The 22,090-nt window shown below is 39.7% G+C and carries 23 protein-coding genes; 19 read left to right on the top strand and 4 right to left on the bottom strand.

Features of this window, described 5'->3' with window-relative positions:
• Both WFI24_RS31540 and WFI24_RS31535 read left to right on the top strand, forming a co-directional pair.
• On the top strand, positions 1-530 hold a 530-nt coding region (locus tag WFI24_RS31540), incomplete at its 5' end, for a hypothetical protein (protein WP_336765749.1).
• Complete coding sequence (locus WFI24_RS31535) at positions 487-1,311, top strand: hypothetical protein (protein WP_336765748.1); 825 nt, start codon at positions 487-489, stop codon at positions 1,309-1,311. The genes WFI24_RS31540 and WFI24_RS31535, both read left to right, overlap by 44 nt.
• 544 nt (positions 1,312-1,855) lie before the next feature.
• On the opposite strand, the gene WFI24_RS31530 is transcribed toward WFI24_RS31535, so the two are convergent.
• Positions 1,856-2,407, bottom strand: a complete 552-nt coding sequence (locus WFI24_RS31530) for a TetR/AcrR family transcriptional regulator (RefSeq protein ID WP_336765747.1) — start codon at positions 2,405-2,407, stop codon at positions 1,856-1,858.
• Between the two features lie 149 nt (positions 2,408-2,556).
• On the opposite strand from WFI24_RS31530, the gene WFI24_RS31525 reads away from it, so the two are divergent.
• A complete protein-coding gene (locus tag WFI24_RS31525; protein ID WP_336765745.1) occupies positions 2,557-3,300 on the top strand; it encodes a ketopantoate reductase family protein in 744 nt (247 codons plus the stop codon).
• Positions 3,301-3,588: 288 nt separating this feature from the next.
• Here the strand turns inward: WFI24_RS31525 and WFI24_RS31520 are convergent, their stop codons facing one another.
• On the bottom strand, positions 3,589-4,077 hold the full coding sequence (locus WFI24_RS31520) for an arsinothricin resistance N-acetyltransferase ArsN1 family A (protein WP_336765743.1): 489 nt from the start codon (positions 4,075-4,077) through the stop codon (positions 3,589-3,591).
• 161 nt (positions 4,078-4,238) lie between these two features.
• On the opposite strand from WFI24_RS31520, the gene WFI24_RS31515 reads away from it, so the two are divergent.
• The 9 genes from WFI24_RS31515 to WFI24_RS31475 all read left to right on the top strand — a co-directional run bounded on the left by WFI24_RS31515 (position 4,239) and on the right by WFI24_RS31475 (position 11,501).
• Positions 4,239-4,667 (top strand): MarR family winged helix-turn-helix transcriptional regulator, encoded by a 429-nt coding sequence (locus WFI24_RS31515; protein ID WP_336765752.1) that lies wholly within the window; start codon positions 4,239-4,241, stop codon positions 4,665-4,667.
• A gap of 64 nt (positions 4,668-4,731) precedes the next feature.
• Positions 4,732-6,147, top strand: coding sequence for an NAD(P)-binding domain-containing protein (locus WFI24_RS31510; protein WP_442956286.1), 1,416 nt, complete (start codon positions 4,732-4,734; stop codon positions 6,145-6,147).
• A gap of 69 nt (positions 6,148-6,216) precedes the next feature.
• Positions 6,217-7,254, top strand: a complete 1,038-nt coding sequence (locus WFI24_RS31505; RefSeq protein ID WP_301249738.1) for a flavin-containing monooxygenase — start codon at positions 6,217-6,219, stop codon at positions 7,252-7,254.
• A 28-nt stretch (positions 7,255-7,282) separates the two neighbouring features.
• On the top strand, positions 7,283-7,510 hold the full coding sequence (locus tag WFI24_RS31500; RefSeq protein ID WP_301249739.1) for a hypothetical protein: 228 nt from the start codon (positions 7,283-7,285) through the stop codon (positions 7,508-7,510).
• A 131-nt stretch (positions 7,511-7,641) separates the two neighbouring features.
• Positions 7,642-7,971: an ArsR/SmtB family transcription factor gene (locus WFI24_RS31495; protein ID WP_301249741.1), complete on the top strand. Its 330-nt coding sequence runs from the start codon at positions 7,642-7,644 to the stop codon at positions 7,969-7,971.
• Positions 7,968-9,404, top strand: a complete 1,437-nt coding sequence (locus WFI24_RS31490; protein WP_336765741.1) for an arsenic transporter — start codon at positions 7,968-7,970, stop codon at positions 9,402-9,404. The genes WFI24_RS31495 and WFI24_RS31490 overlap by 4 nt, the downstream gene beginning before the upstream one ends.
• Before the next feature lie 2 nt (positions 9,405-9,406).
• Complete coding sequence (arsC, locus tag WFI24_RS31485) at positions 9,407-9,832, top strand: arsenate reductase (thioredoxin) (RefSeq protein ID WP_024634603.1); 426 nt, start codon at positions 9,407-9,409, stop codon at positions 9,830-9,832.
• 1 nt (position 9,833) lies between these two features.
• On the top strand, positions 9,834-10,271 hold the full coding sequence (locus WFI24_RS31480) for a protein-tyrosine phosphatase family protein (RefSeq protein WP_029881694.1): 438 nt from the start codon (positions 9,834-9,836) through the stop codon (positions 10,269-10,271).
• A 375-nt stretch (positions 10,272-10,646) separates the two neighbouring features.
• The gene (locus tag WFI24_RS31475) at positions 10,647-11,501 is read left to right on the top strand and encodes a cupredoxin domain-containing protein (protein ID WP_301249744.1); all 855 of its coding nucleotides are present in this window, start codon (positions 10,647-10,649) and stop codon (positions 11,499-11,501) included.
• 270 nt (positions 11,502-11,771) lie between these two features.
• Here WFI24_RS31475 and WFI24_RS31470 read toward each other — a convergent pair whose 3' ends face one another.
• Positions 11,772-13,901, bottom strand: a complete 2,130-nt coding sequence (locus WFI24_RS31470; RefSeq protein ID WP_301249745.1) for a heavy metal translocating P-type ATPase — start codon at positions 13,899-13,901, stop codon at positions 11,772-11,774.
• Entirely contained in the window at positions 13,888-14,256 is a 369-nt protein-coding gene (locus WFI24_RS31465) for an ArsR/SmtB family transcription factor (RefSeq protein ID WP_435874304.1), read from the bottom strand. The genes WFI24_RS31470 and WFI24_RS31465 overlap by 14 nt, the downstream gene beginning before the upstream one ends.
• Before the next feature lie 150 nt (positions 14,257-14,406).
• Here WFI24_RS31465 and WFI24_RS31460 point away from each other — a divergent pair, with 150 nt between their 5' ends.
• The 7 genes from WFI24_RS31460 to WFI24_RS31430 all read left to right on the top strand — a co-directional run bounded on the left by WFI24_RS31460 (position 14,407) and on the right by WFI24_RS31430 (position 22,074).
• Positions 14,407-14,724, top strand: coding sequence for a hypothetical protein (locus tag WFI24_RS31460; protein ID WP_024634614.1), 318 nt, complete (start codon positions 14,407-14,409; stop codon positions 14,722-14,724).
• 996 nt (positions 14,725-15,720) lie between these two features.
• Positions 15,721-16,281, top strand: a complete 561-nt coding sequence (locus WFI24_RS31455; protein WP_024631544.1) for a YdhK family protein — start codon at positions 15,721-15,723, stop codon at positions 16,279-16,281.
• Between the two features lie 434 nt (positions 16,282-16,715).
• Positions 16,716-17,702 carry a stage II sporulation protein P gene (locus WFI24_RS31450; RefSeq protein WP_024631545.1) on the top strand — a complete coding sequence of 329 codons (987 nt, stop codon included), beginning with the start codon at positions 16,716-16,718 and terminating at the stop codon, positions 17,700-17,702.
• Positions 17,703-17,966: 264 nt separating this feature from the next.
• Entirely contained in the window at positions 17,967-18,875 is a 909-nt protein-coding gene (locus WFI24_RS31445) for a WD40/YVTN/BNR-like repeat-containing protein (protein ID WP_024631546.1), read from the top strand.
• A 271-nt stretch (positions 18,876-19,146) separates the two neighbouring features.
• Positions 19,147-19,767 carry a nitrite reductase gene (locus WFI24_RS31440; protein ID WP_024631547.1) on the top strand — a complete coding sequence of 207 codons (621 nt, stop codon included), beginning with the start codon at positions 19,147-19,149 and terminating at the stop codon, positions 19,765-19,767.
• 106 nt (positions 19,768-19,873) lie between these two features.
• Entirely contained in the window at positions 19,874-21,265 is a 1,392-nt protein-coding gene (locus WFI24_RS31435) for a sensor histidine kinase (protein WP_024631548.1), read from the top strand.
• A 101-nt stretch (positions 21,266-21,366) separates the two neighbouring features.
• On the top strand, positions 21,367-22,074 hold the full coding sequence (locus tag WFI24_RS31430) for a response regulator transcription factor (protein ID WP_024631549.1): 708 nt from the start codon (positions 21,367-21,369) through the stop codon (positions 22,072-22,074).
• Positions 22,075-22,090 lie beyond the last annotated feature (16 nt).

The following is a 22,090-nucleotide window of genomic DNA, read 5'->3' as shown; positions in this document are numbered from 1 at the left end:
TAGCCTTCGTAGTCCAAGCTTCGCCTGTGGTGGTGAACGTGCCTGTAGTAAATGGAGAGAACGCAACTAAAGAAGCGAAACTCGCAACCGTGGAAGCGCATGTTACACAACCGCTGGAAGGTACGCCGATTACAGCTACAGTAGTAGCCGGAAGCAAAGCTGGAGAGTATATCGTGACGTATCATAACGGAGGACAAGAAACAGTGAAAACACTTACTGTAGCCTTCGTAGTCCAAGCTTCGCCTGTGGTGGTGAACGTGCCTGTAGTAAATGGAGAGAACGCAACTAAAGAAGCGAAACTCGCAACCGTGGAAGCGCATGTTACACAACTGCTGGAAGGTACGCCGATTACAGCCACAGTAGTAGCCGGAAGCAAAGCTGGAGAGTATATCGTGACGTATCATAACGGAGAAGAAGAAACAGTGAAAACACTTACTGTAGCCTTCGTAGTCCAAGCTGCGCCTGTTGTAGTGAATGTGCCTGTGATTGACGGAGAGAACGCAACTAAAGAAGCGAAACGTATTTTATAACAATAAAGTAAGGTACTTTGCCTTTCTGTGGAACACTACCTCTGATGATATTACGGTGGGTTCACTCTTCGGCGAAGCACCTGAAGTCATGCATGATGGTAAAGACGGACAACCACTGGTGCTAGCATGGGGATCAGACGAAGGACATCCTTTGAAAGATTATGCAGATGCCTATGCGACAGGGGTAACATCCGATCTTCCGATTACATTCCATAAAGAGGGGACTTTTGTAATTAATTTCTCTCTTCGTGCAATAGACAGCATTTACGGCGGACCATGGGTGTCCTCTGCTACTACTGTAACAGAAGATATATCTAGTCTTTTCAAAGTAGAGAATGCCAAGACTTCAGCAACATATGGTTTTGACCTTAATGTGGCAGATAGCTATGAAAAAAGAGATCTGTTGTCACAAGCACCGATAGGAGATAGCCCGGAAGAACTTGCAGGTCTGAACCCAGTGCACGTGAAATTGAAGGAACTTACCCCTGGAACGGTATATGAAGGCAAAGCACGCATTGCTCCGATTGGTGCACAAAACGTACAGCTTTGGGCGAAAGACACAGCCGGTAACTGGTATGATATCAATCGAACCGGGTGGGGCCCAGCAGGAGGATTTGACATTAATCTGGAGACCACAACAGAAGTGTATGTACTGGTGGGTACAGAGGCAGGCGACCAAGTTGAATTGACCCTTAACCTGGTGGATGCCGCTGATACAACCAATGTGATCGCAACCAAGAAGATATCAGCGAATGCTGCAGATGTAACACTTCACCCATAAGTGTAATTAATGTATTAGAAAGATCTTTGTTACTTTACTACCTACCATTTCTCATAAAGTTAGCAGCAGAAAATCATTGTCGAGGGACAAGAACATGGTCCCATTGAAGTCGCTATTTTAGCGGCTTTTTTATTTTATAGGTACAAGTTCTTGTCCCGAGCCAAGGACAAGAACTTGTACCTATTGCCGGAATGGACAAGAACATAGTCCGATTACCGATTAGATATACATCTAAACATTGATCACATGCACTTAAAGCTTTATTAAGTACCATAATACATGAAAATGTTCACAATGTTATGTGACAACTGACCAGATGAGAGGTTAAACACGGTTGCTAGGTATTAAAAAGGCGAAATATCGGACTGAAAATAGCTGCTGAGGACAAGAACATGTTCCTATTTCCGATTAGACGTGTATCTAATCGTCATCTTGTCCTTCAATTCCTTAAACTAACGGGCAGGATAGTTTAAGCGCTGAACCGTACCACAAGGAAGGGCAGTTTTTTTCTGTACTACACACAGATTAGGTTTGAATGGCAGACTCATTCTTTAGAATAGGACGTAACCCCCTTTGAATAGAGGTTGTCCACTAACTTGAAAAACTCTTCTGACGATAAATCCTTTTGTCGCTGGAGCCAAAGACGAAATAAGGAAAGGGAGGTTGACAGGTAAAACTCAATCAAGTATGGCGTTAAGGAAGGGTTTTGCGGAACATTTAATTCCAACCGATTTAGAGTAATTTCTTTTTTTAAGCGTTTTAAAAAACGGGGACTTCCAAAATCACCTAAAAGGGCATTGAGAACCAAAAGATGTTCTTTTTTGTCCAGACAATGGAGCGCATCTTGAACCGTATGCATCGATAGCTCTTTTTTCGCCAATTCTTCTTTTATGTCGTTCAATAAGTCATTTTCTAGAGCATCTAACAATTCGTAAATGTCAGTGAAGTATTGATAAAAGGTGCTACGGTTATATCCTGACTTATTCGCGATTTCCTGAACTGAAATTTTCTCAATTGGTTTTTGGCTATATAACTCACAAAAAACTCCAACAAAGGTTTGTCTTGTTTTCTCTGTTATTTGAGGTTGCTTTTTCATGGTTTCCTCCTACTAGCGTCTAAGAATATCATCCGACAAATCATAAAATACTGATGGTTGATCAATGAATATTGAAAATTTATAATCAAATCATACAACATGTTGTCGGATAATTAAATAAGAATTGATAATAGGTAGGAGTGGTTTTAATGTCAAATAAACAAGATCGAATTTTAATTTTTGGTGCAGGTGTCATCGGGAGCATGTACGCAATTAAGCTTATAGAAGCAGGGTTTGACGTTATCTTATTCGCACGTTCAAATAGATATAAATCATTAAGAGAAAATGGCCTTAGATATAAGCAAAAAGGTACAGTTAGATCGATAAAAGTGAATGTCATTGATACACTCGAAAACGACGATGTATACGATTTTATTTTCGTTACCGTTCGTTATGATCGGTCCGAATCAGCGTTGTTAACGCTAAAAGATAATCAAAGCAAAAATATAGTTACGATGACTAGTAATTCAATGGGATTTTCTTCGTGGCTGGATATCGTAGGTGATAGACTATTACCCGCTTTTCCGGGCTTCGGTGGACAGATTAAAGATGGAGTATTGCATGCTCGATTTCTACCAAAGATTATAGCAGCAACAGCATTTGGAGAAATTAATGGTGTAGTGACAGAACGCATAGAAAACCTCGCAAAAATATTTAAAACAGCAAAGCTTCCTTACGTTATTAAAAAGGATATGCAGTCGTATCTAATCACACATTCCGTATCAGACATTGCCATGCTGAGCGTTTTACAATCCGAGAATAAGATAATTGACAAAAAAACAGCCAGAACCAGAAGGACGGCACGCAAAATAACAGTCACTTTAAAAGCGTATCTGAGGGCAATACAAAAAGCTGGCGTTTTATGTCGAAGGACACGAATATGGTCCCATTGAAGTCGCTATTTTAGCGGCTTTTTTATTTTATCGGTACAAGTTCTTGTCCCAAGCCAAGGACAAAAACTTGTACCGATTACCGGAATAGACAAGAACATAGTCTGATTGCCGATTAGGCATATATCTAATCTGTTTTCGCCTGTCAATTCGTAAAGCTAACGGGCAGGTTAGTTTAATGGATTGCGTTTTGAGTAATTCGTAAACCAAGGTATTTTTGCTCCCACCATATGTTTCGACGATTAAAAGACCTATTGCGACTGGACATTAAACAATAATACGAATCAATGTTTATAATAATTTTTCCATAGCCATCACATCTACAAAATTCCCTTCTAGAATGCCTTGGCTCTGGAATACACCTACCTCTCGGTATCCGGCTCTATGATATAAGCTCTGACCTAGAGTATTAAATGGAAAGGTAAATAGAACAAACTTATAAAAGTTATTCTGTTTACCGATTTCCTCTAATTTCTGAAGCAACTGTTTTCCGATCCCCTTGCCGCGATGATCCCGATGAATATAGATTGAGAGGTCACCAACACCATCATAAGCACTTCTAGGATTATATACATTAATGGACGCCCATCCAATAACGCTCTTGTTCACTTCAGCGACGAGTACGGTGTAGCGTCCTTTGTATTTATTAAACCATTCGTTCATATATAATTCGTCTTTTAACTCACTTTCTAGCGTGGCAATTCGGTCTTCAATACCTTGGTTATAAATAGTCAGAATACTTCTCAGATCCACTTCGGTAGCTTGCCGCAGAATTACCATGTTGATCACTCCTTCGTTTTGTTTTTGTATATGTTTATATATCACAATGTAATTTAAAATGGGAAGGGGGAATGGAAAACCAAAAAAACATTTGCAATTTGCAAATAATTAGAGTATAATTATAACAAGAGGTGAGGTAATTGGAAAACAACGTAAGAGAGATGTTTCAGATCATGACACGGCGTTTTGGATTGTTGGATAAAAACTGTTGCACCGCAGGAGGGTTAGATATTTCACTTGTTCAGAGTCATATCATTTATGAAATTGATCGTAAACATAATCCATCCATTCAGCAAGTGGCAGTTGCACTCTCCATTGACATCACGACCTTTAGCCGCCAGGTTCAAAGTCTCGTAAAGTTGGGTTTGGTTCAAAAAACGCCTTTACCTGAAGATCGACGGATTTACATATTATCCTTGACTTCACAAGGTAAGTTTGTTGCTACGGTCATTGATGAGCAAATGAATGATTATTTAAAAGAAGTCTTTTCGCATATGTCTGAGTTTGAACGGGATATGGTCATCAACGCCGTCAAATTGCTAAACGAAAGTATGGCGAAATCCAGCGTATGCTGTACACCACTGGGATAGTAAATATCCCATTTATTTAATATAATACTTGCAAAATGCAACTAATAATGAGGAGGAAACTAAGATGATTAAACATATCCCTATGAACCAAGTGAGCTGCTGCGAAGCACCAGTACAAGAGAATGGCAAATTACCTGTTGCGATCATTGGAGCTGGACCGGTTGGTCTTGCGGCAGCAGCACAACTCATTTCAAAAGGTGAGCCGTTTATGTTGTTTGAAGCTGGAGATGAAGTGGGGGCAAACATTCGCAAATGGGAACATGTACGACTGTTCTCGCCATGGCAGTATAACATCGATAAAGCTGCTAAAGAGTTACTACTAAAGGCGAATTGGGTTGCTCCACAAAACGAAAAGATCCCAACAGGTAAGGAAATTGTTGAGCATTATCTAAAACCTTTGGCTGCGCTACCTGAATTAAGTCCAAATATACATTTGAATACGAAAGTTACTGCGATCAGTCGTAAAGGGTTAAGCAAAGTGAAAACAAGTGGGCGTGAGAAACTGCCGTTTGTGATCCATGTTGAACAAAACGGATCTTCGTTTATTTATGAAGCACGGGCTGTTATCGATGCTTCTGGGACATGGTCCAATCCCAACCCGCTTCGTTCAGACGGTATATTTTCAGAAGAGGAAAAAGCGCTTAATAGTCACATTTCATACGGTATTCCTGCTGTATTAGGAAAAGAGAAAAATCGTTATAGCGGCAAGAAGGTGCTTGTTGTAGGAAGCGGACATTCTGCGATCAACACGTTGCTTGAACTTGCCCAGCTTCAAAAAGAGGAGTCGGGAACTGAAATCGTTTGGACTATTCGAAAGGCAAATATTGAGGATGTTTATGGCGGGCGAGAATTAGATGGGCTTCAGGCAAGGGGTGAACTGGGTACTCGAATTCAAAAAGTGGTTGAATCCCGTGCTGTAAAGGTCCTGACAGGATTCCATATTGAAGAACTTCAAAAACAAGGTGAACAGATCCAGGTTTCCGGAACCATTAAAGATGAAAAAGTGGTTATAGATCACATCGATGAAATTGTAGGTAACACAGGCTCTCGTCCTGACTTATCAACGGTGAGAGAAGTTCGGGTATTAACGGACCCAAGCTTAGACTGTGTTTATGAGCTTGCACCATTGATTGACCCCAATGTACACAGCTGCGGTACAGTTCGACCACATGGCGAAAAAGAACTGCGTCAACCTGAAAAGGACTTTTATATCGTGGGTGCCAAAAGTTATGGAAGAGCGCCAACCTTCCTATTGGCAACGGGATATGAGCAAGTCAGATCCATTGTAGCGGCTTTGGTGGGAGATATGGAGTCAGCTCAAAAAGTAGAACTGGAACTGCCGGAGACGGGGGTTTGCAGTCTTGGTGCTAATAGCAAGGACAGCTGCTGTGAACCGGTTCAAGTGGAGGAAACATCATCTTCGAATCGCTGCTCTCCTTCAAAAACAGAAAAGGCAGGATCAAATTCTTGCTGCGGATAAACAAGAATTTGAAGCTACTGCATCCGGAACGTGATGCAGTAGCTTTTTTTTATAGAAGGAGGGAGAGAAATGAAAAACATGATTTATGATTGCATCGTTATTGGTGGTGGTCAATCCGGTTTGGCAGCAGCCTACTACTTACAAGAAGCTAAACGGAACTTTATCTTACTGGAAAAGAGTGAAGAGCATTTAGGATCATGGGCAAATTATTATGATAGCTTAACGTTGTTTTCACCTGCGTCGTATTCCTCATTGCCAGGACTCGCATTTCCAGGCGGTTCAAATGTTTATCCGCGTAAAGATGAGGTTGTTCAGTACTTAAAGTCTTATGCGGCTACATACAATTTTCCAATACATTCAGGGCAAGAAGTAATCAAGGTAGACAAGGAAAGCAATATCTATACAGTCCATACCTTAAGCGGAGAACAGTTTCGAACAAGGTCCATCATTTGTGCAAGTGGGGCATTCGTAAATCCTCATACTCCAGACATTCCTGGCATGTATGAATTTAAGGGGGAAATGCTTCATGCCAAAGACTACCGAAATGAGAAAGAGTTTAAAAATAAACGGATCATTGTAGTGGGAGGAGGCAATTCAGCGGTCCAAATAGCGGTTGAACTTGCTAGGACTGCTCATGTAACGATTGCATCTAGAAGCCCGATCAAATTCAAGCCGCAGGTCATTGTAGGGAAAGATATTCACTTTTGGCTAACTATACTTAGGCTTGATCAAACCAATTGGGGCAAACGATTATTGCAAAAAAGCAGTGACGGTGTCCTTGATACCGGTATATATAAAAGTGCTATCGATCAAGGTAAGCCAGATGCCAAACTGATGTTCAAAGCTTTTACGGAAAATGGGATAGTGTGGGCAGATGAGACTCGTGAAAATGTGGATACAGTTATTTATGCCACAGGTTATATTCCGAATTTCGAATATCTTAGTGGATTGAACGTTCTTGATTCATCTGGTGTACCTTTAAAACAAACCGATGAAAGTATTCACTTCGTAGGTATACCATGGCAGACCTCATTTGCTTCGGCGACGATTCGAGGCTCAGGGAAAGATGCGAAAAAAGTTGTACAATCACTTGTGAAAAGATTGTGAGCTATTGAATCTCAGGAGGATGTTATAATTGGTGATTATAACAATTCTTGAGGTGACTATAATGAAGGGCACACTTTTGTATACCGCAGCACAACTTAATGATGCAATCTTAAAACAATGGCATGTAGAGGTATATCAGCATGATGAATTATTAGATCAAGGTGGAGTCATTGAGTATCAAACGAAAGATATAGTTAAGATGAAAGACGGTCATTATTTTATTAAATCAAAATGTGAATTTTTAGTTCGAGAGTAAAGTCGGCAATCTTTATTGCCGACTTTTTTTGTGTACTAATACTCTTTATATTCGTCGTTGATTATATAAGTGATTTATTATATGATTATATCATTAAATGAATCCGACCATAATCTTCACAGGGGGTACATATGGAACAAAAAATTCAGAAGATGGCTGAGGCGTATAAATTATTAGCTGATAAAACACGTCTGACCATTGTTGCGCTACTTCAGGAACAAGAACTTTGTGTATGTGATATCACAGACATTATTGGCATGTCACAACCAAACGCCAGTCAGCATCTTCGAAAACTAAAGGCAGCCGGTCTCCTTAATGAAAAGAAAAAAGGGCAGTGGGTGTACTACTCTCTTAATCCAGATGCAGAAGCATATGTTCAGTGTGTGTATCCGTATCTGCCATCCATGAAAGATATAATAGCAGGATTGAAAAACTGCTGCGGTCCTCAGGAGGAAGCATGACCATTATCGCGATTTTAATCTTTTTACTTACACTGACTTTTGTGATTTGGCAACCTAAAGGACTGAATATTGGATGGTCAGCGTCAGCTGGAGCTGTCCTTGCTCTCCTTTTTGGAGTCGTAAGTCTATCCGATGTAGGTACGGTCACAGGAATCGTATGGAACGCCACGCTTGCTTTCGTAGCCATTATTTTAATTTCGCTGATTTTAGATGAAATCGGATTTTTTGAATGGGCTGCATTACACATGGCAAGGCTCGCAAGAGGTAATGGCAAGCTGATGTTCGTTTATGTTGTGCTGCTTGGAGCAGGTGTAGCAGCGTTCTTTGCAAATGACGGTGCCGCACTGATATTAACACCCATTGTGCTTGCCATGGTCCGAGCGCTCAAATTTGATCAAAAGATGATTTTACCTTTTATCATCGCAAGTGGTTTTATTGCAGATACAACTTCACTTCCGCTCGTCGTTAGCAACCTTGTCAATATCGTTTCTGCGGATTACTTTGGTATTGGATTTGTGGAGTATGCAAGTCGTATGATTATTCCGAATTTCTTTTCATTATTAGCGAGTCTTCTGGTCTTATTCTTGTTCTTTAGAAAGAGCATTCCAGGAAACTACGAAGTCAGTCAGCTCAAAAAGCCAGCTGAAGCGATCAAGGATAAGAAACTGTTCAAAATATCTTGGGTGATCTTAGCCGTGCTACTGATTGCGTACTTGATGAGCGAGTTCATTCAAGTTCCGGTGTCTGTTATCGCTGGGGTTATTGCCATCTTGTTTATTTTAGCTGCACGACGGAGTCACGCTATTCAAACCTGGAAGCTCATTAAAGGGGCTCCATGGGCAGTCGTGATTTTCTCCATTGGTATGTACGTCGTCGTTTATGGACTGCGAAATGTAGGATTGACGGATGAACTTGGTAAGGTCATTCAAGCTATTGCCGACCAAGGGCTCTACATCTCCACACTTGGTATGGGTTTTCTAGCTGCAGTATTGTCTTCGGTTATGAACAATATGCCGACAGTGATGATTGATGCGCTTGCTATTGATGGAACGAGTACGCAAAGTGTCATCCGGGAATCGCTGATTTATGCCAATATTATCGGCAGCGACTTGGGTCCAAAAATCACACCGATTGGATCGCTCGCCACACTTTTGTGGCTACATGTACTGTCCCGCAAAGATGTAAAAATCACGTGGGGAAGTTATTTCAAAATTGGAATTGTGCTCACCATCCCAACGCTCTTTATCACGTTAACAGGACTGTATTTGTGGCTACACTTGATTCATTCAACAAGCATAAACGTTTGGTTGATGATTGCCGTAATCACAGTAGCATTGGTTGTTATCGCTATGATCATAAAAACATTAATTAACTCAAAAATGGGCGAAGCGAAAGTACAAGTAAGCCAACCCAAAGATAAAGGAGATCAATAATCATGAACAACAAACCACTTGTTTACTTTTTGTGTACAGGAAACTCTTGCAGAAGCCAAATCGCCGATGGATTTTTAAAGGCGCTTGGTAGTGACAAATACGAGGTGAGAAGTGCAGGGTTAGAGGCGCATGGCTTAAATCCTCGCGCTGTTCAAACTATGAAAGAAGCTGGGATAGATATTTCCAATCATACATCAGATGTCATTGATCCTGAGATCTTAAAGCAAGCAGACTACATCATCACGCTTTGTGGTCATGCCAACGATAATTGTCCGGTTGTACGTAATGACAAAGCCGAAAGATGGCACTGGGGCTTCGATGATCCAGCTAAGGCGACAGGTACAGAGGAAGAAATCACAGCTACGTTCGCCGAAGTCCGTGATTCAATTAAGGCTCGAATTGAGCAATTCTTGAAAGAAGGTAAGTAAGATGAATCATGCTAAAAAGGAGTACCATGCACTCGTTGCGGATAAAATCTTTATGGGCGGAGCTGCAGACGTAGAGGAAATGGTTCTTAATGAAGGTATTGAAGTCGTGGTGGATCTGCGGGAAGAAGCAACAGAATGTGCATATCCAGCAGCTCATGTGAAGTGGGTAAAGGTTCCGCTTGATGACAACACGAAAGAAAACGAAGCCGAACTTTTTAAACAAGCAATTGATGAGGTTGTTGGAGCTTATAACGCCGGCAAGAAAGTTGCCTTTCACTGTGGGGGTGGCAAGGGCAGAACGGGGACCGTTGCAGCTGGAACACTGTTAGAACTAGGGTTAGCCAGTACAATTGAGGATGCTGAGTTAAAGGCAAAACACATCAGAAATATCATTAATATTAAGCCAACGCAAAAGGAATTATTAAAGAAATTATACTAAAACGAGGCTTTTAATCGTTAAGCTAACGGGAAACTATAGCTCAATATTACAAAGATGCAGCTGATCCATGTGATCGGCTGCTTTTGTTCAACTAAAGGAAAAAATTTGCATTAAGTAGGTTAAAATTACATACTTGAAGCTTGCACATCAAATATCTAGTTTATCTCCCTAAGGACTATTTTTATGTTCTCGGAGCCTTTCTGGCTATATTCTGTACCTAGAATAGACGTTCTTTTTTGAGCCGTTTGCCTAAATAGCACAGTAATTTTATGAACAATTACTGAATGTTTCGAATTTAAACTGTATTCTATTCATAAATACACTACAATGTGTAGTACATGATTATTTAAAATTTTATATATCGGGAGGCTTATAATGCTAATTACATTATTAAGTATAGTAATGATTATCGTTCTATCCGGATACATTGTGCTGAATACCTATAGACGAAAAGATAGAGTCACAGGTATGCCTGGAATGATGATTGCTATGAGCATTGGGATGATGTCTAGTCTTGCCCTTGGTTTTCAACTAGGCATTGTGTTTGATCATGATTTGGCTGTCCCTACCATCATCGCTATTTTATTCGGTTTGGGGACCGGTTACTTTACAGGAAAGCCTGTGAGTGTACTGGCATCGTTAGATGGCATGTTAGCTGGAATCATGGGTGGAATGATGGGGGCCATGCTCGGATCTATGCTTGGATTTACTTATATCATGGCATTGTTTGTTGATATCGTGTTTATCCTTATATTTTGTGTTGTTCTTCAATTAACAAATTCAGATTCAGTTAAAACCAATAAAACAACGAGCAGTGGGATTAGCGTGCCCTTTAGTGCAGGTATAATAACTGTTGCCTTTGGTACTGTTTCGGTGGGTTTGCTGCTATTTAATCAGTATCAAGAGAATCAAAACCCTGTAGTTAATGCGCAAACAAAAGAACAGAAATCTGTTCAAGAAAATGCAGGATATCAAGTGATTTCAGTAGATGTAAAATCGGATGGCTTTAGCCAAGAGAATATTGTAGTTAAAGCCGGTGTACCTACAAAAATTAATTTCCTTAAACCAACAGGTTATACATGTATAAGAAGTGTTGAGTCTGCTGATTTAGGTATAGATGTGTATCTTGAAAAGGGGGATAACTTCATTACCTTAAGTGACTTGAAACCTGGAACTTATCATTTCAATTGTGGGATGTATATGTATTATGGGACTATTACAGTTGTATAATTGAGTTTTGACTGAGTTCACTGCATTTAAAGCTTTTCTTTTGAAATTTTTCATGTGACTTAACCCATAGTTTGGCGTGCAATGGCCGCTTTAAGAAATTATCATGATTTCTTTAACGCAACTTAGAAGCATAAGTTTGTTGGGAGATCCAATAAAATGCTATAATTAAAGTAGACAGCCGACTAATTAGTCGGCTGTCTTTTCGTTAAGCTAACGAGTAGGGTAGTATAGTAATTACAAAGAGGACCGCCTTTCAGCGGTCGGATCGTATTACTTTTCTTTTTGAATTTTTAAAAGTCTTAAGCTGTTAAGGGTCACAATCAAAGTTGCTCCCATGTCAGCCAGAATTGCAAGCCATAAGGTCAACCATCCGGGAACGATAAGTATTAAAGCTAACAACTTAATCCCTAAGGAAAAAGCTACGTTTTGTTTAATGATAGCCAGTGTTTTTTTACTTAAACGGATAGTGTAAGACAATTTTCTTAAATCATCTGCCATCAGTGCAATATCAGCTGTCTCAAGAGCAGTATCAGTACCTGCGCCACCCATGGCTATACCCACAGTGGAAGCCGCAAGTGCAGGTGCATCATTTACTCCGTCACCCACCATCGCTACATGAGAATACTCTCCTCGGAGCTTCTTGATGTAATCCAATTTGTCTTGAGGTAACAGTTCTGCTTTAATTTCTGCTACACCTACTTGCTGCCCAATTGCGTTAGCTGTCGCCTGGTTGTCACCAGTGAGCATGATCGTCTTTTTTACGCCTATAGAATGTAATTCATTAATAACAGCCTTACTCGAAGTACGTACGGCATCGGCAACCGCAATTAAGGCAATGACTTCATGTTGCGTCCCCAGCACCATTACCGTCTTCCCTTGTGTCTGAAACATGGTAATTTGTTCACGTATTGAAATGGATACCTCAGCTTCCAGTTCATCAAACAGTTTAGGGCTACCAATATAATATTGCTGTTGTCCGACCGAGGCTTTGACACCCTTCCCTGTGATTGATTGAAAGTGATCAACTGAAAGGGAGAGATCCGCCCCCATTTGTTCAGCTTTTCGTACAATCGCTGATGCTAGTGGATGTTGTGATCCTTTTTCAATTACAGCAGCAATGGAAAGCATCTCGCCCTTACTATGTTCACCAAAAACAGTAATATCCGTTACCTCCGGGAATCCTTTAGTAAGGGTACCTGTTTTATCAAATGCAACAGCCGAAATGCGCCCAGCTTCTTCAAGATGGATGCCCCCTTTAATCAATACACCGTTTTTCGCTGCATTCCCAATAGCAGTAACAATAGAAATTGGTGTAGATATAACCAATGCACAAGGACACCCTACTACAAGCAAGGACAACCCACGATATATCCAATCTCCCCAGTCCCCACCCAACAAAGGCGGAATAATCGCAATGCCCAAAGCCAGCACCATAATTGCAGGCGTGTAGTATTTAGCAAACCGGTCCACAAAAGCTTGAGATGGTGCCCGTTCAGCTTGTGCCTCTTCCACGAGATGAATGATTTTGGAGATTGTTGTATCTTCAACATGCTTAGTAACTCTGACTTCAAGCAACCCTTCCTCGTTTAGTGTTCCGGCAAACACTTCATCGTCAACAGTTTTAGCAACAGGAACAGACTCTCCCGTGATTGCTGCCTGATTTAACGTCGACGTTCCTTTTATTACAACTCCATCCATAGCCAGTTTTTGTCCTGGCTTGACGATCATAACGTCTCCAACTTGGATATCATCAACACTTATGGTCATTTCAGCAGAATCACGTCGAATCAGAGCTTCTTTAGGGGCAATGTCCATAAGTGAACGGATCGACTGACGAGCCTTTTGCATTGAATACCGTTCTAATGCTTCGCTAATGGCAAAGAGTAACACAACAACAGCACCTTCGCCCCACTCTCCGATGGCAGCGGCTCCAATGATGGCAACAGTCATCAGCGTGTTCATATCAAATTGCAGCTGAAATAAGTTCTTGATCCCTTTTTTAAACAGTTCATATCCGCCAATAATTATGGCCGCTCCAAATGCCATTACAGGAACCAAGGCTTCTTCTCCATAGTACGAGGCCAAGTAATAACCTGCCGCCATCAATAAAAGGGACAAAAGCACATTCCAATTCTCTTTCCAAAAAGGCTCTTTCTTTTCTATAACCCGTTGTTTCTCAGGCGTTATCTTTAGGTTTTCAAAAGCACCTGCCTTTTCTAACTCTTCGACAGTTGCATTTCCCATAACGGTTATTTTGGCTGCCCCAAAATTAACCTGTGCGTCTGTGACACCAGGAAGACTTTTTACGTTATTTTCAAATTTACCGGCACAGTTTGTACAGGTAAACCCTTGTACACGATAGACCTCTTTGTTACTTATTTCTTCCTCATGTTGTTGCATGCGTCATCAACTCCTTGCTATGTGTTGAAGCTAAATGAACTAATTGGCGTACGTAATCATCTTCCAGTGAATAAAACGCCAACTTTCCTTCTTTCCTGTATTTAGCTACTCCAAGCTGTTTTAGCGACCGCAAATGGTGAGATGCGGTAGCAAGTGATGATCCCGTAATATTGGCCACGTCACATACACAAAGTTCGTCTTCTTCACATAAAACAAACGCGATCTTCATTCGAGTTTCATCAGCCAACAACTTAAACATCTTGGCCATGCCCTTTATATCTTGCTGTTCTAATGCCTTTTGAACTTTACGAACTTTAGGCTCGTCATAACAGTAAATTTCACAACTATCCTTCATAAATATATCCTCCAGTCAATCAAAAATGTGTTTGATTGTTACACTACCATATTTTAATTATTCAATCAAACGTAAGTTTGATTGATACTAAACAGGCTAATCTACATTAACTCAATTGAAGGAGGATAACTATGTTCGATGTGTTAGTTATTGGTGCTGGACAAGCAGGATTGGCCGCTAAAACAAACTGGTTTAAACTTTATCATTCTGGACGATGCATCATCAATAGACGATTCACGCCGCTACGAATCACTCCATCTCTTTACGCCTCGTATGTACGACGGGTTATCTGGCATGCCGATAGAAGGTGATCAGAATGGACTGCCAAGTAAAGATGAGATTGCAAACTATCTTGACTCATATGCAAAGAAAATGGATCTACCCGTAAAACTGGAATGTCTTATTAAACGGCTTTGGAAGGATGGTAACTTTAAAGCAGAGACAACTGAAGGTATATTTGAGGCTTGAACATCATCGTTGCAACAGGCCCTTACCATGTGAAAATACTCTGTCCTTTTCCAATTCATTGTCAGAGAATGTTACCCAGTACTCTTCAGAGTACTTAAACCCAGATCAATTGAGCCCAGGAAATACAGTAGTGGTTGGTGGCGGAAATTCGGGTGCTCAAACACAGGTAGCAAACTCTAAAATTGTAACTACGTTTATCTCAAACTGCGGTCGATAATTTTATTGCACCTGCCAGTATATTACCGAAGGAATCTTCTAGTACAGCTATTCCTAATTAAGGATGGTTAGCTGACGGACTTCTGATACCGTTATTAGGTGATGATATTGATACGGCTTTCTTTTTCCTAACTGAGGAGTATCGGATTCATTCTCAAAATATGGATTCTGATGTAAGTGTTGCGAGCAAAGTGTTACATTAGTCTTGAGAAAGGATTCTCCCACTTTTTCCATCAAGGGGAACGTTATCCAAGCGCAAATATTTATAAGTCATACACCAAGAGAGTTAATGAGCAGGAACGACAAGAGATCCACCGAGTAGGTCGCATTATTCTTCGAACTTATTTAGAAGGGCAGTAAAAATTAAGATAGGTATATGTATTGAGCTGCATTAAAGATAGTCCCAGATTTCATACTTACGTATTTAGAAGCAGGATTTAAGCCAGTATAATTTATTGACTCTTCATGGATTGCCGAAGTTCCAGATTAATCATTGATCACACTTTACCTAGCTGAATTCCAGATGAAGGACCAAAGCTCTAAGGATCAACAATGGGAAGAGTTTATAAACGAGTATTACGAAGCATTTGACAAAGAGATTGTTAATAGATGTTAATCAATGTACCGTTCCTAAAGAAAAGGAATGTCCTCCTAAATAAATAAAATGGATCAATAAGTGGATCTTCACAATATCTTCAATGTTTTTGGGTAAAATGTTAAAGTGACTCGATTTACACCCACGCATAAGTACAAAAATAAAAGTAAAGGTGTGTGATAACAGTGAAGAAAATACTGATTTTACTTAGCTTGGCAGTTTTATTGGTGTTGAGTGCATGTGGGAACAAGGAGAACAACAACAACAATTCCAATACGACTACAGAAAGCGAGCACTCGAATATGGGTGAGATGGATCATTCAGGATCGGGAGAGGTTCCTGAGGGCATAAAAGAAGCCGAGAATCCGACTTATAAAGTTGGAGACGAAGTCGTCATCCATGCTGATCACATGGAAGGCATGAACGGAGCAAAGGCAAAAGTAGTAGGCGCATATGATACTGTAGCGTACGCAGTAACTTTTACTCCAACCACTGGAGGTGATCCAATACCTAATCATAAGTGGGTTATTCAAGAAGAAATCAAAGATGCAGGTAGCGAGCCCTTAAAACCAGGGACCAAAGTTACCCTTGAAGCTGACCATATGGAAGGCATGATGGGTGCTGAGGCAACTATTGACTCAGCTGAGAAAACAACGGTTTATATGGTCGATTATACACCAGCAACCGGTGGAAACCCGGTTAAAAATCACCAATGGTTAGTTGAAAGTGAGCTTTCAACAAAATAGATCCCTTATGGAATGACGTCAGAAATGACGTCATTCTTTTCTTTTTCTACGCAACATCAAGGTTTATGATATTGGGTTGAAGTTAATTTACATACTTTAATTGTCTCTAGTGTTCAAAATTAATATGTATAGGGAAGATTGATGTTTACCTTAATAGATATCGTACCGGGTAGCTTTTCTATTCGTTACAAACTCTAGTCCTTAAGTCGATAACTCTCCCCATGAAGACAAGCAAAAACTGTGTAAACATGAGGGAATCTATAAACTATGGAGAATATATGAAAAAAAGAACAGACTTTGTTATATAAATCCTAAGAAAAGCTATGAGGGTCTTTCTATTTTTATTGTGGGTCTGGGATACGGAATGTTGTTCTATTCTATGAAAAAGCGAATAGAAATGGTAGAGACAAAATGAAAAAGGAAGTGAAAATGAAATGGCACGAAGAAGAAGAAGGAGTAAGTTAGTCGTTTTTACATTTCTATCATCTTTCATTATCTCCTTGAAAGTTATCCCTATGTACATTGACTTCATTCCTGTAGAGGAAAGCGTACCTCCACGCAGCCAGGTAGTGGTGAACAACATTACTTCAGATCAAACAGGTGGCATAGAATCTAAAGAAATAACCAAACTGAGTAAGGGTACTCAGACTTCTAAAGATAAGATAACCAACCAATCGACTAAAACAGAAAATACAAACCATGAGCATGTGACTAAGAAGCCAAACAACATAACCGCGACGAAAAACACAAACCAGCAAAAAAGTGCTTCACGATCTACTCAACCGCAAATTCTTATTTATCATACTCATAACCGTGAATCTTGGTTACCGGAGCTGCAAGGTAAAACCTCCGCAGATGAAGCATTTGATTCTAATATTAATGTCACCTTATTGGGAGAGGACCTCACTAAAAAACTAACAGCGAAAGGGATGAATGTGATTCAATCTACTGCGGACTATCCAAGTATAGTTAAGAACTTCGACTACGCTAAATCTTATAGTTATTCAAAGGATACATTGAGCCAGGAATTGTCTAATCATAAATCCATTGACTACGTCTTTGATATCCATCGTGATTCACAACCCAAAGATCAGACGACCATTGTGTTTGATAAACTTAACTATGCACAATTATATTTTGTGGTAGGAAAAGAAAATCCCAATTGGAAGGAAACTATGGAGTTTGCCACCAAATTACAGAATAAATTAAACAAGAAAATACCTGGAATATCGAAGGGAATATACTCAAAAGATCATTCTAGTGGTAACGGGAAATACAACCAATCGCTTGCCGAATCTAGTGCCTTAATCGAAATCGGCGGCGTAGAAAATGTACTTGAAGAAAATTATAGAACGATTTCGATCTTGGCCGATGTGATCCACCAAATCTGGCATGAAGACCATGGATCAACACTTTCATAATAGTAAGATATACACTCCCCCTAATTAGCTCTTGCTGATTGGGTTTTTTATTGATTTTCCCCCTACTAAAAGCTGATCATAGGCTGACTCATGAGGAATCCTGTGACCATATGGCTCCAGATGGTTGAAATATATATATATTTTTAGGTTATTACATCATGTGATTATAGAGTATCCTCCTGCATATTTCCGTCAATACACTCAGAATCTTCACAATTTTTCACTATACTGACATAACATTATTAAAGGCAAGGAGAATGATCAATGCAAAAAAAGAAAAAAGGGTTTTCCCTGGGTATGGGCTTTTATCTCGCATTATCATTAGTGGTGTTTTTCGGTTTTATTATTTGGGGAGAGGGCAGAGAAGACAGGAAAGTAAATTTGGATCTATTAACACCCCAGACCACCACCCATCCTCATATCTTTAGTTTTGTAGAAGATGATACAACCATATGGATGGGGACTCATAACGGAGTATATGAATTTGTAGATCAAAAATGGAAGCGAGCTAGTAAAGAACTTATGACAAGTGATGTCATGGCAATTGAAACGAATCCCAATAATCCCATGAACATCTTTGTCGCAGGCCATGGTTTTGTGAAACGTTCTAATGATGGAGGGGAGACCTGGGAAACTACAGAGAATGGACTTCCCAATCAAGCAAAACCCAATGAGCCGGATGTTCACTACTTAGCGATGGATCTGAGGAATTCAAGTCACTTAATTGCGTTGTTGGCTAGTGCTGACAACAATTTGTACGAAACGAAAGATGGTGGGGAACAGTGGCAAAAAGTCGGAAGCATACCTCAAGGGGCTTATTCGATTTCTATATTTCCTTCGGCTACAGAAACCATTTTGGCTGCAACGGAAACAGGGCTGGTTAGCTATACTGACAAGGGCAGAGATATGGAACAAATTCAGATTACAAATGAGCCGGCATACGGAGTACTGTCTTTGTCCGATGGAAGGACGATTATCATGTCAGAAAGTGGATTTTTAAAATCTACTGATTTGAAAATATGGTCTAACCTCGACGTAGACTTAGATGGTGAGATGCCTTTGGGGATCAAAAGTTCAAAACAAGATCCGAATAAGCTCATCATTGTAACAGATCAGTATTCGGTCTATGAAAGCAATGATGGTGGAGAGAAATGGTCTTTAAGGGAATCATGAAAGAATAAACCTTAGAGGTATACTCTTATCCTTATTATGAAAGGCCCAAGAGGTACGGTTAAGCAGCATGAGCTAATTTAATTTAATCTTATTTAATGTGTAAAGAAAAGCTTGAAAATTATACTATAGGGGGGTATTCTAAAGATAACTCAGTGCACTCATGTACCCTAAACGGTGGAACCTGGTAAGAATTGCTTTGATACAGTCATATAAATGAGTACTTTATACATGAAGAAGGCTTTAACATTAATCGATTAAAGGAGAGTAAGAAGTGAATAATGAAAGGTTGATGATTGCAGTTTCCCCACCAGTTCAAGTAGGAGGTAGCTTGTTTACTGCAGTGCAACTTTCAGCTATCAGTAAACTTGTTGGGCCAGAGCAAAAGACCGAGATGACTCCGTTTAAACAATTTTATATTGAAATATCGGCTGAATCAGAAGGAGTCGTAACTGACAATCTTCGAAGCATTGGACTTGAGGTAAACCCTGCAGGTTATGCAACTAAGGCCCTGATCGCTTGCAATTTTTGCAGAGGAGCTGAGGAGTCTGGAATAGACATTGCTCTAAAATTAAATCAAGCTATAGCGGGGATATTGACACCGACACCTCTTAAGGTCGGATATGCTGGGTGTGCACTTGGGACTAGTGAACCCCTCTTGAGAGATATCGGAATCGTTAAAATGAAAGATAAATTCGATATGTATATAGGTGGAGATCCAAAAGGGATCAAAGCTTCTTTGGCAGAACTTTTTCTAGCTGGTTTAACGGAAGCGGAAGTGACACAAACTGTAATGAAAATAATTGATTATTATAAAATTCATGCAAAAGGTAAGGAAAAATTCAGTAAGTTTTTGAAGAGAATCACTGCTGAAGAATTAAAGAGAGTGCTTTAATCTATAGTAAATGGCAAAAATAAATTAAACAGGGAAATATTTATGAGTCGCCATAATGGCGACTGTTTTATTTTCCTAATAATGATATCAAAAGGTGATATATTCGGTGTGGAATAAAATTCATTTAAAACTCAGTTTTACCATTTTCAGCTTGTTTATTGGGATTTTAATATTGCTAAGCATTGTACTTAACCTCATATTCACGAATTTTTTGTCATCTAAAGTACACGATGAAGCCAACGAGTTAGCAGCACATTTGTCTACTATGCTTGAGGAGCAAGGTAACAGTGCAGAACAAATGGCCGATTTTACGGGGGTCCAGATGTATATCTTGAGCGCACAAGGAACATTCATTGAATCAAAGACTTCAGACGCCTCAACTCTCCCTGACTATATCTGGGACAATGATAAATTGTTTGAAGGGAAGAAGGTGGAAAGAGAATTCACATTAAATAACGAACTTTACCTGCTTCATGGTATCCCCGTGACCACTAATCCAACGGTCAAAGGGATTTATGTGATTAGTTCTCTAGAAAAGATGAAAGAATCGATCCAAACGATCAGAAATTTACTATTTATAACTGGATTTGGATCACTGTTATTGGCGTTGGGTTGCATCTTTTTTCTATCCAAAAAATTATCGAATCCATTACTGAAAATTGAAAGTGCAACTCGCCAAATTGCCAAAGGAGAACTGAATCTTGAAATTCCGGTGGAAACTAAAGATGAGATTGGTTCATTGTCACAAGCCATAAACGACCTCGCTAGAGAATTAAAACAATATCGAGATAATCGTTCGGAGTTCTTTGCCAACGTCTCTCATGAATTGAAAACACCCATTACCTATATGGAAGGGTATGCAGACATATTGGCTAAAAATCTGGTGGAAAATGAAGAAGAAAAGAAAAAATATTTACAAATCATTTCTGAGGAAGCACAACGTTTAAATGTAATCATAAATGATCTCTTTGAACTGTCTAAGATGGAGGAAGGTAAAATTGACTTAAAACTAATGTCTGTCGCACCCACTTCGATTATCCAAAGGTCTATAGATAAGGTTCAATTAAAAGCCCAAGAGAAAGATCTTACGATTCAAAGTAACCTGAGTTCCGTACCTCATATTTTTGTAGACCCTAACCGACTGGAACAGATCATTCTTAATCTGTTGGATAATGCCATTCGTTACACAGCTGAGGGGTATATTCAAGTTTCTTTAAGTTCTGAAACAGGTGGGGTGGCGATAAGTATTTGCGATACGGGACCCGGAATTTCAGCAGAAGAACTTCCGAATATATTTGAGCGCTTTTACCGAGTTGAGAAATCCAGATCTCGGGCATATGGAGGAACTGGACTTGGGCTGTCTATTGTTCAAAGTCTTGTAGTACAACAAGGAGGAACAATACAGGTAGAAAGTAAAATTGGAGAGGGCACGCGATTTAAAATAATTTTTCCGACCATCACGTCTTCTTCATTGAAATCACATAGTTCCAAAATATAATATGTAAAACAATTGAGCTAATGATATTTGAAAATTAAAGTAAGAAGAACGGCTATGTTGTAATATATCTATAGATTTTTGTATTGGATGGTGATGACCATATGAACAAGTTGAAAGCATTAGTTATTGATGACGAATGGAATATGAGAAATCTATTGCGTATTTATTTAACTAAAGAAGGTTTTGATATTACGGAAGCTCATAATGGAACCGAAGGACTGTCCTATCTTCAGAAAAATTCGTATCATGTCATTTTATTAGACGTTATGATGCCGGATATGGATGGTTGGCATCTTTGTAAAAAAATCAGAGCATTTAGTGAAACTCCTATATTAATGCTTACTGCTCGAGGGGATGTGAAGGATAAGGTGCATGGCTTAGGAGTGGGTGCTGATGATTATATGGTGAAACCTGTAAATTCAGATGAACTCATCGCTCGCCTGTTTGCACTTATTCGACGATCTTCACAGTCTTCGAGCCTAAAAGAAGTCGGTAGAAAAATCGTGTATTCAGACATGATTATTTATCCAGATCGAAGACAAGTTTTGGTATTAGACACAAATCTGGATTTAACCCAAAAGGAACTTGATATCTTGCTTATGTTGGCTGAGCACCCACAAAGAGTTTTCTCTAGAGATGAAATCATTGAACGTCTGTGGGGAAGTGACTTTTTTGGGGATAACCGAGTCGTGGACACCCACGTCAAAAATATCCGCGAGAAGTTACAGTTGGCTGGATTAGAACAGAATCCCATTCAAACAGTTTGGGGCATAGGATATAAGTGGTTGTATAGTGTAGAAGAGCCTTGAGCTTATAAGTAGAAGC

The sequence above is a fragment of the Paenibacillus sp. USHLN196 genome (assembly GCF_037144955.1).
Taxonomy (GTDB): Bacteria; Bacillota; Bacilli; order Paenibacillales; family Paenibacillaceae; genus Paenibacillus; species Paenibacillus xylanexedens_C.
Note: the sequence above shows the minus strand (reverse complement) of the source record. Positions and strands in the feature narration are given on the sequence as shown.